The sequence below is a fragment of the Gordonia sp. (in: high G+C Gram-positive bacteria) genome (assembly GCF_012515855.1).
Classification (GTDB): Bacteria; Actinomycetota; Actinomycetes; order Mycobacteriales; family Mycobacteriaceae; genus Gordonia.
Window position 1 is genome coordinate 9,369 of sequence record NZ_JAAYXO010000191.1, and the last position, 14,454, is coordinate 23,822.

Annotated in this window: 14 protein-coding genes; 1 reads left to right on the top strand and 13 read right to left on the bottom strand. The window is 68.3% G+C overall.

The annotated features are described in order from the left end of the window. Positions 1-4: 4 nt before the first annotated feature. The 9 genes from carB to GX543_RS13610 all read right to left on the bottom strand — a co-directional run bounded on the left by carB (position 5) and on the right by GX543_RS13610 (position 10,448). Entirely contained in the window at positions 5-3,334 is a 3,330-nt protein-coding gene (gene carB / locus GX543_RS13570) for a carbamoyl-phosphate synthase large subunit (protein WP_290852585.1), read from the bottom strand. After that, a complete protein-coding gene (gene carA / locus GX543_RS13575; RefSeq protein ID WP_290852586.1) occupies positions 3,334-4,527 on the bottom strand; it encodes a glutamine-hydrolyzing carbamoyl-phosphate synthase small subunit in 1,194 nt (397 codons plus the stop codon). Before carA ends, carB begins: the two co-directional genes overlap by 1 nt. Then, a complete protein-coding gene (locus GX543_RS13580; protein WP_290852588.1) occupies positions 4,524-5,105 on the bottom strand; it encodes a transporter in 582 nt (193 codons plus the stop codon). The genes carA and GX543_RS13580 overlap by 4 nt, the downstream gene beginning before the upstream one ends. Further along, a complete protein-coding gene (locus tag GX543_RS13585) occupies positions 5,102-6,430 on the bottom strand; it encodes a dihydroorotase (protein WP_290852590.1) in 1,329 nt (442 codons plus the stop codon). Before GX543_RS13585 ends, GX543_RS13580 begins: the two co-directional genes overlap by 4 nt. Beyond that, positions 6,430-7,482, bottom strand: coding sequence for an aspartate carbamoyltransferase catalytic subunit (locus GX543_RS13590; protein WP_290852592.1), 1,053 nt, complete (start codon positions 7,480-7,482; stop codon positions 6,430-6,432). Before GX543_RS13590 ends, GX543_RS13585 begins: the two co-directional genes overlap by 1 nt. Next, complete coding sequence (pyrR, locus tag GX543_RS13595; RefSeq protein ID WP_290852593.1) at positions 7,479-8,042, bottom strand: bifunctional pyr operon transcriptional regulator/uracil phosphoribosyltransferase PyrR; 564 nt, start codon at positions 8,040-8,042, stop codon at positions 7,479-7,481. Before pyrR ends, GX543_RS13590 begins: the two co-directional genes overlap by 4 nt. 110 nt (positions 8,043-8,152) lie before the next feature. After that, positions 8,153-8,602, bottom strand: coding sequence for a transcription antitermination factor NusB (gene nusB, locus GX543_RS13600; protein WP_290852594.1), 450 nt, complete (start codon positions 8,600-8,602; stop codon positions 8,153-8,155). A 73-nt stretch (positions 8,603-8,675) separates the two neighbouring features. Next, positions 8,676-9,239 (bottom strand): elongation factor P, encoded by a 564-nt coding sequence (gene efp / locus GX543_RS13605; RefSeq protein ID WP_290852596.1) that lies wholly within the window; start codon positions 9,237-9,239, stop codon positions 8,676-8,678. 60 nt (positions 9,240-9,299) lie between these two features. Then, the gene (locus tag GX543_RS13610; RefSeq protein ID WP_290852598.1) at positions 9,300-10,448 is read right to left on the bottom strand and encodes an aminopeptidase P family protein; all 1,149 of its coding nucleotides are present in this window, start codon (positions 10,446-10,448) and stop codon (positions 9,300-9,302) included. Positions 10,449-10,490: 42 nt separating this feature from the next. Here GX543_RS13610 and GX543_RS13615 point away from each other — a divergent pair, with 42 nt between their 5' ends. Further along, positions 10,491-10,982 carry a B-4DMT family transporter gene (locus tag GX543_RS13615; protein WP_290852599.1) on the top strand — a complete coding sequence of 164 codons (492 nt, stop codon included), beginning with the start codon at positions 10,491-10,493 and terminating at the stop codon, positions 10,980-10,982. A gap of 107 nt (positions 10,983-11,089) precedes the next feature. Here GX543_RS13615 and aroB read toward each other — a convergent pair whose 3' ends face one another. From aroB to GX543_RS13635, 4 genes are read right to left on the bottom strand one after another with little or no spacing between them, the layout of a single operon-like run. After that, positions 11,090-12,199: a 3-dehydroquinate synthase gene (aroB, locus tag GX543_RS13620; protein WP_290852601.1), complete on the bottom strand. Its 1,110-nt coding sequence runs from the start codon at positions 12,197-12,199 to the stop codon at positions 11,090-11,092. After that, positions 12,196-12,753 carry a shikimate kinase gene (locus GX543_RS13625; protein WP_366929080.1) on the bottom strand — a complete coding sequence of 186 codons (558 nt, stop codon included), beginning with the start codon at positions 12,751-12,753 and terminating at the stop codon, positions 12,196-12,198. Before GX543_RS13625 ends, aroB begins: the two co-directional genes overlap by 4 nt. 5 nt (positions 12,754-12,758) lie before the next feature. Continuing rightward, positions 12,759-13,973, bottom strand: coding sequence for a chorismate synthase (gene aroC / locus GX543_RS13630; RefSeq protein WP_290852666.1), 1,215 nt, complete (start codon positions 13,971-13,973; stop codon positions 12,759-12,761). A gap of 50 nt (positions 13,974-14,023) precedes the next feature. Continuing rightward, entirely contained in the window at positions 14,024-14,425 is a 402-nt protein-coding gene (locus tag GX543_RS13635; protein WP_290852604.1) for a prepilin peptidase, read from the bottom strand. Positions 14,426-14,454: the final 29 nt, after the last annotated feature.

Genomic DNA, 14,454 nt, shown 5'->3' on the forward strand with positions numbered 1-14,454 from the left:
TCACTCACCGTCCGGCTTGCAGCTCGGCGTGCCAACGCTGCAGCGAGCGGACACCCATCTTTGCGTTCAGCGTGGCCTCGATGCCCTGGATCGCTGCGCCCGCTCCCTGAACCGTGGTGATGAACGGGACGGTCGCGGCGATCGCCGCGGCGCGGATCTCGTAGCCGTCGACGCGCGGTCCGGCGGTGCCGAACGGCGTGTTGATGATGAGGTCGACCTCGCGATTGCGGATCGCGTCGATCACGGTCCGCTCCCCCTCCTGCGCCTCGAAGTACTTGCGCACGGTCTCGACCTCGATGCCGTTGCGACGCAGCACGTCGGCGGTGCCACCGGTGGCGAGCACCCGGAAACCGAGATCGGCGAGCCGCTTGATCGGCGAGATCATCGAGGCCTTGTCCCGGTCTGCCACCGAGACGAACACGGTGCCCGACAGCGGCAGCGCGCCGCCCGCACCCTCCTGGGCCTTGGCGAAGGCACGACCGAAGTCGGCGTCCAGCCCCATCACCTCACCGGTCGACTTCATCTCGGGACTCAGCAGCGAGTCGACGCCCGTGCCGTCGGCCAACCGGAACCGGTTGAACGGCAGGACTGCCTCCTTGACCGCGATCGGAGCGTTGGTCGGGGTGATCGAGCCGTCGCCCTCCGCGGCCAGGATGCCCTCGGTGCGGAGTTCGGCGATGGAGCGGCCGAGCATCACTCGCGCGCAGGCCTTGGCGAGCGAGACCGCGGTGGCCTTCGAGACGAAGGGCACCGTGCGACTGGCGCGCGGGTTGGCCTCCAACACGTAGAGGACGTCGTTCGACAGTGCGTACTGGACGTTCATCAGACCGCGGACGCCGAGGCCCTTCGCGAGGGCCGCCGTCGAGACGCGGACCCGTTCGATGACCTCGGAGCCCAGGGTGATCGGCGGCAGCGCGCACGCCGAGTCACCGGAGTGGATGCCCGCCTCCTCGATGTGCTCCATGATTCCGCCGATGTAGATGTCGGTGCCGTCGTAGAGGGCGTCGACGTCGATCTCGACGGCGCCTTCCAGGAACCGGTCCACCAACACCGGGCGGTCGTCGGAGATCTCGGTGGCGCCTGCGATGTAGGCGGCCAGGGACTCCTCGTCGTACACGATCTGCATGCCGCGACCGCCGAGGACATACGACGGTCGCACCAGCACCGGGTAGCCGATCTCGTCGGCGATGTCACGGGCGCCCTCGAACGTGGTGGCGGTACCGAACTTCGGTGCGGGGAGGTTCGCCTCCACCAGGACCTTGCCGAACTCGCCACGGTCCTCGGCGAGGTCGATGGCCGCCGGGCTGGTGCCGACGATCGGCACGCCCGCTGCCTCGAGGCGAGCGGCGAGCCCCAGCGGAGTCTGGCCGCCGAGCTGCACGATGACGCCGGCGACGGTGCCCGAGATCGACTCCGCGCGATACACCTCCAGCACGTCCTCGAAGGTCAACGGCTCGAAGTACAGACGGTCGGCGGTGTCGTAGTCCGTCGAGACGGTCTCCGGGTTGCAGTTGACCATCACGGTCTCGTACCCGGCCTCCGACAGCGTCAGGGCGGCGTGCACGCACGAGTAGTCGAACTCGATGCCCTGGCCGATGCGGTTGGGGCCGGACCCCAGAATGAGGACCTTGGGCCGCTCGGTCTGCGGCGCCACCTCGCTCGTGGCCGCGGGGTCGAGCTCGTAGCTGCTGTAGTGGTACGGCGTCTTGGCCTCGAACTCGGCCGCGCAGGTGTCCACGGTCTTGAACACCGGGTGCACGCCCAGGTCGATGCGCAGCGCACGGATCGCGTCCTCGTCGGTGCCGCGGAGCGCAGCGATCTGCCGGTCCGACAGCCCGTTGCTCTTGGCGACGCGCAGCAGGTCCTCGTCGAGGCTCTCGGCGTCGCGGACCTCGTGGCCGACGGCGCGGATGCCGTCGAGCTCGGCGAGGAACCACGGGTCGATGGCGGTGGCCTCGTAGATCTGCTCGATGGTCGCACCGGCTTCGAGGAGCAGCATGATCTTGTACATGCGCCCGTCCTTGGCGACGGACACCTCTTCCAGGAGCGCGTCGACGTCGACCGTCGACGGATCCGGACGGTCCGGCTCGGTCCAGAACCCTGCCGCCTTGGTCTCCAGCGAGCGCATCACCTTGCCGAAGGCCTCGCTGTAGCTGCGGCCCAGGCTCATGGCCTCGCCGACCGACTTCATGGTGGTGGTGAGGGTGTCGTCGGCTCCGGGGAACTTCTCGAAGGCGAACCGCGGGGCCTTGACCACCACGTAGTCGAGTGCCGGCTCGAACGCCGCCGGCGTGACCTTGGTGATGTCGTTGGTGATCTCGTCGAGCGAGTAGCCGATGGCCAGCTTGGCGGCCATCTTCGCGATCGGGTAGCCGGTGGCCTTGGAGGCCAGGGCCGACGAGCGCGAGACGCGCGGGTTCATCTCGATGACCACCATGCGGCCGTCGCGGGGATCCTGCGCGAACTGGATGTTGCAGCCGCCGGTGTCGACGCCGACCTCGCGGATGATGGCGATCGAGAGATCGCGCATGATCTGGTACTCGCGGTCGGTGAGGGTCATCGCGGGCGCGACGGTGATCGAGTCGCCGGTGTGGACACCGACGGGGTCGACGTTCTCGATGGAGCAGATGACGACGACGTTGTCCTTGTTGTCGCGCATCAGCTCGAGCTCGAACTCCTTCCACCCGAGGATCGACTCCTCGATGAGGACGTTCGCGGTCGGCGAGGCGGCGAGGCCGCCGCCCGCGATGCGCTTGAGGTCGTCCTCGTCGTACGCCATGCCGGAGCCGAGGCCACCCATGGTGAACGACGGACGCACGACCACCGGGTAGCCGAGGTCGGCGACGGTCTCGTAGACCTCGTCCATGGTGTGGCAGACGGCCGAGCGGGCGCTCTCGCCGCCGACCTTGGTGACGATGTCCTTGAACATCTGGCGGTCCTCACCGCGCTGGATGGCGTCGAAGTCGGCACCGATCAGCTCGATGTCGTACTTGGCGAGGATGCCCTGCTCGTGGAGTCCGACCGCCGCGTTCAGCGCGGTCTGACCACCGAGCGTCGCGAGGACGGCATCGATCGGGTGACCTGCTGCGGCCTCGGTCTCGATGACCTTCTCGATGTACTGCGGGGTGATCGGCTCCACGTAGGTGGCGTCCGCGAACTCCGGGTCGGTCATGATCGTCGCCGGGTTGGAGTTGACCAGCGAGACCCGCAGGCCCTCGGCCTTGAGGACGCGGCAGGCCTGGGTGCCCGAGTAGTCGAACTCGCAGGCCTGTCCGATGACGATGGGGCCGGAACCGATGACCAGGACGTGTGAGAGATCTGAACGGCGAGGCATTACGCGCGGTTCCCTTCCGTTGCTGAGGTTTCCATGACGTGGACGAACTTGTCGAAGAGGTTGGCCGCATCGTGCGGGCCGGACGCTGCTTCGGGGTGGTACTGCACCGAGAAGGCCTTGCCGGACATCAGCTCGACCCCTTCGACGACGCCGTCGTTGGCGCACACGTGCGAGACGCGGGCGCGGCCCAGGTCGGTGTCGAACTCCTCGCCGGCCTCGCCCTCGAGGGCGAATCCGTGGTTCTGGGAGGTGATGGCCACGCGGCCGGTGGCGGTGTCGAGCACCGGAATGTTGATGCCGCGGTGGCCGAACTTGAGCTTGTAGGTGCTGCGACCGAAGGCGCGGCCGAGGATCTGATTGCCGAAGCAGATGCCGAAGGTCGGCAGTCCGGCGTCGATGACCTCGCTGGTCAGCGCGACGGCGGCGTCGGCGGTCACCGGGTCGCCCGGTCCGTTCGAGAGGAAGAAGCCGTCCGCGCCGATCGCCCGGATGTCGGCGTAGGTGGCCGAACTCGGGAGGACGTGCACCTCGACGCCGCGCGCGGCGAGCATGCGCGGCGTGTTGGCCTTGATGCCGAGATCGAGGGCCGCGACCTTGAACTTGGCCTGGCCACCCGCGGCCTCGACGATGTAGGGCTCGGTGGTACTGACCTCGGCGGCCAGGTCGGCGCCTGCCATCGAGGGCTGTGAGCGCACGGTCTCGACCATGTCGTCGACCGAGCCGAGGGCGTCGCCGGAGAAGATGCCCGCACGCATGGCGCCACTCTCCCGGAGCACGCGCACTACCGCGCGGGTGTCGATGCCTGCGATGCCGACGATCCCCTGGCCGATCATCTCGTCCTCGAGCGAGGAACTTGCTCGCCAGTTGGAGACGCGTCGCGTGGGGTTGCGGACCGCATACCCGGCGACCCAGATGCGACCGGGATCCTTGTGGTCGATGAAGTCGGCGGACCAGCGCACGGCGGAACGCTTGCCGAGCAGGCTCTCGCTGTCCTCGGTGTTCCAGCCGGTGTTGCCGATCTGCGGCGCCGTCGCGACCACGATCTGCCGGTGGTAGCTCGGATCGGTCAGGGTCTCCTGGTACCCGGTCATCGCGGTGCAGAAGACCGCTTCCCCGAGCGTGCTGCCCGTCGCCCCGAACGCCTGGCCGGTGAACACCTGCCCGTTCTCCAGCACCATCACCGCTTTACTCATTTTTCGTCCTTCTCATCGGTCTCGCCGGTGCCAGTCGTGTGCTCGTCCGCGCGCTCGAGGTCGCGAAAAGCCTTCTCTGTGACCTCGGAGTAGGCCGAGGTCCACTCCGGGTAGCTTGATTTGTCGTCGGCCCGCAGCCCGGAATCGATCTGGGTGCCGGTCGGCAGTGTCCATCGGATGACGAGGACACCGTCTTTGGTCATGGCCTTGCCCGCGATGCCGCGCTCGGTCCGGACCGCGGCGATCGCGTCGTCGGCGATCCAGATCGACGACGCTCCCGACCGCTCGATCAGGATGCCGCTCGCGTACCCCGTGATGGTCGCGTTCGCACGGTCGCCGATGTCGCCGACCGCCACCCGGTCCTGCCAGCTCGGCGCCATCGTGCTGCCGAGGTAGAGGCCGGTGTGCGGGCCGCGCAGTGGTTCGCCCAGATCTGCGGGCACGGTCGGCATGTCGCCGACGGACGCGGCCTGGCGCCGTCCGCGGTTGCGCCAACCGCGGATCACCAGGGACACCAGGATCACCCACACCGCGAAGGAGCCGAGGGCGACGAGAGTGTTGAACAGCCAGCTGCTCACGCCCACTCCCCCGCAGCCTGCTGTTCCCCGCCGGTGGCGCGACGCGCGGTGATCGTGCCGCGCAGCAGCGTGGCGATCACCGTCCCGGGAAGTGTCATCGCCTCGTACGGGGTGTTCTCCGAGCGGCTCGCCAGCTCGCCGCCGCGCACCGTCCAGTCCGAGTCGGGATCGATGATCGTGAGGTTGGCGGGCTCACCGACGGCGATCGGGCGGCCCTGGTCGTCGAGACCGACGATCTGGGCGGGACGCTCGCTCATCACGCGTGCCACGCCGCGCCAGTCCAGCAGCCCCGGCTTCACCATGGTCTCCACGACGATCGAGACGGCGGTCTCGAGCCCCAGCATGCCCGGCCGGGCCTGCGAGAACTCACAGCACTTCTCCTGCGAGGCGTGCGGCGCGTGGTCGGTGGCGACGCAGTCGATGACGCCCTCGGCGAGCGCCGCGCGCAGAGCCAGCTTGTCGCTCTCCTCACGCAGCGGCGGGTTCACGCGGTTGACGCCGTCGTAGGTCTCGAGCCGCGAATCGTCGAGCAGCAGATGGTGCGGCGTCACCTCGGCGGTGATGTCGATCCCCTGGCCGCGCGCCCACTTGAGCAGTTCCACGGTGCCCGCAGTCGAGGCGTGCGCGATGTGGACCCGTGCGCCGGCGTCGCGCGCCAGCAGCGCGTCGCGCGCGACGATCGACTCCTCGGCGGCTCGCGGCCATCCGGCCAGTCCGAGCTTCGCCGCGGTCGGCCCGTCGTGCGCCACGGCGCCGACGGTCAGACGCGGGTCCTCCGAGTGCTGTGAGATCAGGACGCCGAGGCCCTTCGAGTACTCGAGGGCGCGCTTCATGATCACCGGGTCGTGGACGCACTTGCCGTCGTCGCTGAAGAGCTTCACCTTGGCTGCGCCGTCGGCCATCATGCCCATCTCGGCGAGCTGCTTGCCTTCCAGACCGACGGTCACGGCGCCGACCGGATGCACATCGACCAGGCCGACCTCCCGACCCAGCCGCCACACATGATCGGTGATGGAGGTGTTGTCGGCCACCGGCGCGGTGTTGGCCATGGCGAAGACCGCGGTGTAGCCGCCGCGCGCGGCGGCCCGAGAACCGGACTCGACGGTCTCGGTGTCCTCACGACCCGGCTCGCGCAGGTGCGTGTGCAGGTCGACGAAGCCGGGCAGTAGCACGCCGCCGCCGCCGTCGACGGTCGCGGCGCCTTCCGGTGCGGTCAGCCCGGGACCGATGTCCGCGATCTCACCGTTCACGACGGCGACGTCGACGAGATCACCGTCACCGTAGGGCCGGACATTGGTGATCAGGACCGAACTGGCGACGGACACTACTGCTCTCCTTCAGATGCCGATTGGGGCGATGACGCTGCGGGTGACGACGATTGCGGCGATGACGGTTGCGGCGAGCTTGGCAGGTCGTGGACGGCACCGGTCTCGGCACCTGCGATCAGTCGGAACAGCACCGCCATCCGCACATGGACACCGTTGCGAACCTGCTCCAGCACAGTGGCCTGCGGGGCGTCGGCGACCGTGAAGCCGATCTCCATGCCGCGCAGCATCGGCCCGGGATGCAGGACCACCGCGTCGTCGCGGAGCATCCGCAACCGCGAGTCCGACAGTCCGTAGCGCACCGCGTACTCGCGGGTGCTGGGGAAGAATCCGCCGCTCATTCGTTCGGCCTGAACGCGGAGCATCATCACCGCGTCAGCCGAGGGCAGCTCGGCGTCGAGTTCGGTGGAGACGCGGACCGGCCAGGTCTCGACGCCGGTCGGCAGCAGGGTCGGGGGCGCCACCAGCACCACCTCCGCGCCGAGTGTCGACAGCAGTTGCGCATTGGAGCGAGCGACTCGCGAGTGCAGGATGTCGCCGACCAGTGCGATGCGACGGCCCTCGAGGCTGCCGAGTCGCTGCCGAATCGTGTAGGCGTCGAGCAGCGCCTGCGTCGGATGCTCGTGGGTGCCGTCGCCTGCATTGATCACCGACGGACCGGTGGTCGGCAGGCCGGTGACGTCGGTCCCGTCGTTGGTCCAGCGGGCGACCTGCGCTGCGGCGCCGGAGGCCGGGTGCCGCAGAATCAGCGCGTCGGCGCCGATCGCGCGCAGCGTCTTGGCGGTGTCTCGAAGCGATTCGCCCTTGTTGACCGACGAGCTCGATGCGCTCACGTTGATCGCGTCGGCGCTCATCCACTTGGCGGCGACCTCGAACGAGACGCGGGTGCGCGTGGAGTTCTCGTAGAACACCGTCATCACGGTGCGGCCGCGCAGAGTGGGCAGCTTGCGGACCTCGCGGCCGGCCAGCGCCTGCTCGAATCGCTGCGCCTCGTCGAGGATGTCGATCGCTTCGTCGGCGGTCAGATCGGCGGCGGAGAGCAGGTGCTTCATCGCAGCACCACCTCGTCGACGCCGTCGTGCTCGGTGAGGTGCACCTCGACGTCCTCTTCGCGGGAGGTCGGGACGTTCTTGCCGACGTAGTCGGCGCGCAGCGGGAGTTCGCGGTGTCCGCGGTCCACCAGGACCGCGAGTTGCACCGCGGCCGGGCGGCCGAGGTCGCGGAGGGCGTCGAGTGCCGCGCGCACGGTACGGCCGGAGAAGAGGACGTCGTCGACCAGGATCACCAGCGCGCCGTCGACGCCGCCTTCGGGAACCAGGGTGCGCTCCAGCGGACGGTGCGGCTTGTCGCGCAGGTCATCGCGGTACAGCGTGATGTCGAGGTAGCCGGTCGAGACGTCGACGCCCGAGAATTCGGCGATGCGTTCTGCCAACCGGAGAGCCAGCGAGGTACCGCGAGTGGGAATCCCGATGAGGACCACGCGGCGCGCGTCTGCGGCGTCCAGCGCCGTCTTCTCGATCACTTGATGAGCCATGCGGGCCACGGTGCGGCCGACGTCCGAAGCGTCAAGCAACACGCGCTGCGGGCGCACGTCATCGACTGGCGAAGCCAAGTCGACCTCCTTCTCCGCCTCACTGGACGGGTCGTTAAAGGAAAATCTTCTGAGTTCGGTTAGCACTCCGCTCGGCGAGAATCGCGATGAGCGAGGCGGTGACGTACAGCTTACTCCGCGGAGGCCGCGGCCCTGACCTGAGGGGCCAGTTCCGCGACCTTGCCGAGGACGCCGTTGACGAACGACGGCGAATCATCCGTCGACAGCTCCTTCGCGAGCTGGACGGCTTCGTCGAGCACCACGTCGATCGGGACGTCGTTGGCGTAGAGGAGCTCCCACACGGCCAACCGCAGAATCGCACGGTCGACCGCGGGGAGGCGGTTCAGCTTCCAGTTCTCGAGGTGCGATTCGATCACCGCGTCTACCTGCGCGGCGTCGGTGGTGACGCCTTCGACGACCTGCACGGTGTACTCGTACATCGTGCCGACACTGTCGTCGGTGGGGTAGATCTCGCGCCGCTCGGCGATCAGCTGGGTGGCCTTGACGTTCTTGGCTTCCGCCTCGAACAGCAGGTCCACCGCGCGCTTGCGTGCCTTATGGCGAGTACCGGTCTTCTTCACTTGCTTCTCTAGCGCCTTCGAGTTCGGATTCGGGTTCGGCCCATCGATGGAAGGGCCGATCGGTCGGTCCGCGTCAGTTGTTGACGCGTCCCAGGTAGTTGCCGTCGCGCGAATCGATCTTCAGCTTGTCGCCGGTGTTGATGAACAGTGGGACCTGAACCTCGGCGCCGGTCTCCAGGGTGGCGGGCTTGCTGCCACCGGTGGAGCGGTCGCCCTGCAGACCCGGGTCGGTGTGCTGCACCACGAGTTCCACGGTGACGGGAAGCTCCACCGAGAGGGGCGCCTCCTCGTGAGTCGAGACCTGGACCACCATGTTCTCGAGCAGGAAGCGCGCGCCGTCGCCGACGGTCTCCGGAGTGATCGAGATCTGGTCGTAGGTCTCGCCGTCCATGAAGACGTAATCGGTGCCGTCGTTGTAGAGGTAGGTCATGTCGCGACGGTCGACGGTCGCCGTCTCGACCTTGACACCGGCGTTGAAGGTCTTGTCGACGCTCTTGCCCGACAGCACGTTCTTGATCTTGGTGCGCACGAAGGCGGGGCCCTTGCCCGGCTTCACATGCTGGAACTCGAGAATCTGCCAGAGCTGACCCTCCAGCTTGATGACGAGCCCGTTCTTGAAGTCGGCAGTCGATGCCATCTGTGTTCTCCTCAAAGTCGTTGGCCGCTTCGCCCGGTTCGCGAGCGACGCGATCTTGCTCTACAAGACGCGGAACGCCTTGTCTGTGGTCGTCAGCAACCGCGGATGCGACTCGGTGACGACCAGGGTGTCTTCGATCCGCACGCCGCCGCGGCCAGGAAGGTAGATCCCCGGCTCGACGGTGACCGTTGCGCCGACAGGCAGTGTACCGCTCGCAGCGGCTCCGATTCCCGGACGCTCATGGATCTGCAGTCCGACCCCGTGGCCGAGACCGTGCACGTAATAGTCGCCGTAACCGGCCTCGACGATCACGTTCCGGGCCGCGGCGTCGATCTCTGCCAGGCTCGCCCCCGCATGCAACGCTTCCCGACCTGCCTGCTGGGCGGTCGACACGACGGCGTAGATCTCGCGCTGCCAATCCGCCGGCTCGCCGAGGACGAACGTCCGTGTCATATCGGAATGGTACCCGCGGCTCACGGCCCCGAAATCGATCTTGACCAGGTCGCCGACCGCCAGCACCGCGTCGGTCGGCCGGTGATGCGGGACCGCCGAATTGGCACCGGCCGCCACGATGGTCTCGAAGGCGATGGCGTCGGCTCCGCGCGCGAACATCTCCCATTCGAGATCGCGGGCCACGTCGCGTTCGCTGCGACCGGGCGCGATCGCGTCGCGTTCGATCAACGCGGCGAGCGCATCGTCCGCGATCGCGCACGCCGACGTGATGGACTCCACTTCGCTCGCGTCCTTGACTTCCCGCAGCCGCTCAACGGTGTCCCGCATCGGCACCAGCTCGACGCCCGCCTCCGCAGCGACCGTGCGCAGGTCGCTGAAGGCGGCGATCGTCATGGTGTGCGCCTCGATCCCCAGGCGCACACCGGCCTGCTGCCCCACGGCGTACCGCAGGAGCGCAGGCGGGCAGTCGCGCGCGATCTCCGCCGGGAGCACAGGCGCCTGTTCGGCCACCTGGGCGGTGTAGCGGCCGTCGGTGGCGATGGCGTCCTCCCGTCGCCCGGAGTGCTCCGCCGACCACACCAGAACGGCCCCGTTACTTCCGGTGAATCCTGTGAGGTAACGCACGTTGATCAGGTTCGATACCAGAATCGCATCGACTCGCTCCCGGTCCGCGCCGGTCTCGAGCGCCGCTGCCAGCCGGGCCCGTCGGCGTTCGGTCATGTCGTCTCCCGGCATCTCGTCGTCGCCTTTCTGCATGTCAACGTTGGTGAAACAGGTTCCACCCGGTATGGTGCTCCCATGAGTTCGTGGCTACTTCGTGGTGTCGTGATGTCGGTTCTGCACATCGTGACCCGAATCATTCTGGGCTTCTTCGTCATCGCCGCACCACTGTCGAGCAACATCGGCAAGACTATCGCCCTGGTGGTCGTCGTGCTGGTGGCCATCATCTGGGGCGGTTTCGACGGCATCAAGGACGCCCGTGCGAATCCCGACCCCGACGACTACGAGGACCTCACCATCCGCTGGCTGAAGGTCGGTCTCTTCGCGGCCGTCATCTCGTGCTTCGTGTGCTGGGTCCTCGGCACGCTGTGGCTCAACGGCATCGGGCAGGCGGCCTTCTGGATCGACATGACCGCGGGCGTCTCGTTCGTCACCCTGATCGTGTACGTGCCCGCCTTCTTCGGCGTCAGCATGGGTCGCTTCTTCGTCCGCCGCGATCAGCGCAAGGCTGAGCTGGCCGCCGAGGAAGCCGCCGAAGCGAAGACCACCGAGTTCGCACCCACCGCCTGATCCCAGTTTCTTCCTGATCCCAGCTATTCTTCGCTCCGCGAACCGAAACGACTCGGGCCGCCGACCTCCTGGAGGTCGGCGGCCCGAGTCGTTGTCGACGTCGACAGCTACAGCATGACGGTGCCGCTCCCCTTCATTCCGCCGGAGGCGACGGCGGAGTACGCGGCGGCGATCAGCGTCGGGTCCGGAGCCTCGAGGCGTCCCGGCTTCCCCAGTCCGTCGAGAACCACGAACCGAAGCATGCCGGAGCGGTTCTTCTTGTCGCCCGCCATTGTCTGCAGGAGTTCGGCGAGCGCGTCGTCGTCGTAGCTCGTCGGCAAGCCCACCAACTCGAGAATGCTGCGATGGCGGTCGGCCGTCGCATCGTCGAGTCGACCCGCCAACCGTGCCAGTTCGGCCGCAAAGACCATGCCGACGGAGATCGCCGCGCCGTGACGCCACTTGTAGCGCTCCCGCCGCTCGATGGCGTGACCGAGGGTGTGGCCGTAGTTGAGGATCTCCCGGAGCGAGGATTCCTTGAGGTCTGCGGAGACGACGTCGGCCTTGACCTGCACCGACCGACGGATCAATTCCGGAAGCACGCTGCCCGAGGCGTCGAGCGCCGCTTCCGGATCGGCCTCGATCATGTCGAGGATCACCGGATCGGCGATGAAACCGGTCTTGATGACTTCGGCGAGTCCGGCGATGATCTCGTTGCGCGGCACCGTCTCGAGCGTTGCCAGATCGATCAGCACGGCGTCGGGCTCGTGGAACGAACCCACCAGGTTCTTGCCGGCTTCGGTGTTGATACCGGTCTTGCCGCCGACCGCGGCGTCGACCATCGCGAGCAACGTGGTCGGTACGTGGATCACACCGATGCCCCGCATCCAGGTGGCTGCGGCGAATCCCGCGAGATCGGTGGCGGCGCCGCCGCCGAGGCTGATCACCTTGTCGTTGCGCATCATCCCGATGCGCCCGAAGACCTCCCAGCAGAACGCGGCGACCTCGAGGTCCTTGCCGTCCTCGGCGTCCGGGATCTCGACGCGGTGTGCGTCGAACCCCTTGCCCGCCAGGAACTCCCGGATCTGTTCAGCCGTGGCCTTCAGGGTGGGCTGGTAAACGATCGTGACGCGGTCGGCACCCGTGGCCGCTTCCGCGAGGTCACCGAGCAGTCCTCGCCCGATGGTCACCTCGTACGGGGAGGCGGCTCGGACCGCCACCTTCACCGGATCAGTCATTCCTGTTCACTCCTCGCTGGGTTGGGCACAACTTCGTCACTCGTCTCTGCTCGACACGGGAGGCGCTCGACGATCTCGTCGACCACCACGCGCGGCGGCCGCCCGGCGTCAACCACGATGGTCGAGACGTCGCGGTAGGTCGGCTCGCGCAGCGCCAGCAGTTCCGCGTAGCGGGCTGCCGGGTCGGGGTCGGCCAGCAGCGGTCGGTCCGACGACGCCACCCGTGCGAAACCGGTGTCCGAACCGATCTGGAGATAGACGACCACGTGCCCGGCGAGCGCATCGCGGACGGCCTGCGTCATCACTGCGCCACCGCCGAGGGAGACCACGCCGTCGTGGGTGGTCACGACCTCAGCGACCACCTCGGCTTCGAGGCGCCGGAAGACGCCTTCGCCGTCGACGGCGAAGATCTCCGGAATCCGTCGACCCGAGCGCTCCTCGATCTCGTGGTCGGTGTCGGTGAAGCCGACGCCGCACCGTGCGGCCAGCGCCGAACCGATCGTCGACTTGCCGGATCCCATGGGGCCGACGAGGACTGCCACCGGTCGGCGCACGAGGGTCACGATCCCGGATGCGGCGGACGCGCAGCGATGGCGTCGAGGTAGCTCTGCAGGTTGGCCGCGGTCTCGGCGGCCGAATCACCGCCGAACTTCTCCAGCGCCGCCTGCGCGACCACCAGCGCGACCATCGATTCGGCGACGACACCCGCCGCGGGGACCGCACAGACATCGCTGCGCTGGTGAATCGCGGTCGCGGCCTCGCCGGTGGTCATGTCGATGGTGGCCAGCGCACGCGGGACCGTCGAGATCGGCTTCATGGCGGCGCGGACGCGAATCTCCTCGCCGTTGGTCATGCCGCCCTCGAGTCCGCCGGCCCGGTTGGTGGACCGCAGCACACCATCTGCGCCCGGGACCATCTCGTCGTGCGCAGCACTGCCGCGGCGACGGGCGGTCTCGAAGCCGTCTCCGACTTCGACGCCCTTGATGGCCTGGATGCCCATGAGGGCGCCTGCCAGGCGTGCGTCGAGGCGTGCCTCGCCGCTGACGTGCGAGCCGAGGCCGATCGGGACGCCGGTCACGATGACCTCGACGATGCCGCCGAGGGTGTCACCGTCACGCTTGGCGGCTTCGATCTCGTCGATCATCGACTGCTCGGCGTCCTTGCCGAACGCTCGGACCGGACTGTCGTCGATGGCCTGCACGTCGGCGAAGGTCGGCGTGGGGCCGGTGTACGGATCGCTGGCGCCGATGGAGATGACGTGCGAGACGACCTCCATGCCGAACACCTGGCGCAGGAAGTTGCGGGCCACGGTGCCCGCGGTGACGCGCGCGGCGGTCTCGCGGGCGCTCGCCCGCTCCAGAATCGGCCGGGCGTCGTCGAATCCGTACTTGAGCATGCCCGAGTAGTCGGCGTGGCCGGGGCGCGGGCGGGTCAACGGCGCGTTACGTGCGCTGCCCTCGAGCTCATCGGCGTCCACGGGATCGGCCGACATGACCTGCTCCCACTTGGGCCACTCGGTGTTTCCGATCTCGACGGCCACCGGGCCGCCCATCGTCAAACCGTGGCGGACGCCGCCGATCATCGTGACCTGATCGGCCTCGAACTTCATGCGGGCGCCGCGGCCGTAGCCGAGCCGTCGCCGGGCCAATTGCTCGGCGATGTCGGACGAGGTGATCTCCACACCGGCGACCATGCCCTCGACAAGGGCCACCAGGGCCGGGCCATGGGATTCTCCGGCAGTTATCCAGCGCAACACAAGGTTCGATTGTTCCAGAAGCGGCGACGAAAGGCACAGTCAGGCCGCTCAACGCCTGCCCGCGGTGTTCACAGGCACAGCATCAGGCCGGTGGCGACCGCCAGCGCGGGTCCGTGCGGCACCCGTCGGCGTCGGGTCACCACGGTGGTCGTCGCGGCGATCAGCGCGGCCACCAGCACCGCGCCGAGCGCCGTGAGCGGGTCGGCGAGCAGACCGCCGCACGGCACCGCGAACTTCACGTCACCCCCGCCGCAGGCGTGCACGGTGAACGCGGCCGCGTACGGCAGGGCGAGCGTCACCGCCCCGCCGCCGACCGCCGGAAGCGCCGCCGCGACCGCCGCCGTCCCCACGACGGCGGGCAGCACCAGGGTGTTCGGAATCCGGCCGGTCCGACGGTCGACATCCGCGACCACCAGCAGCCAAGCACCCACGAGCAACCACGCGACGACCAGCAAGCAAGCAGCGACCATGCAGCGAGCCTGCGCCGTGCGCGACCATG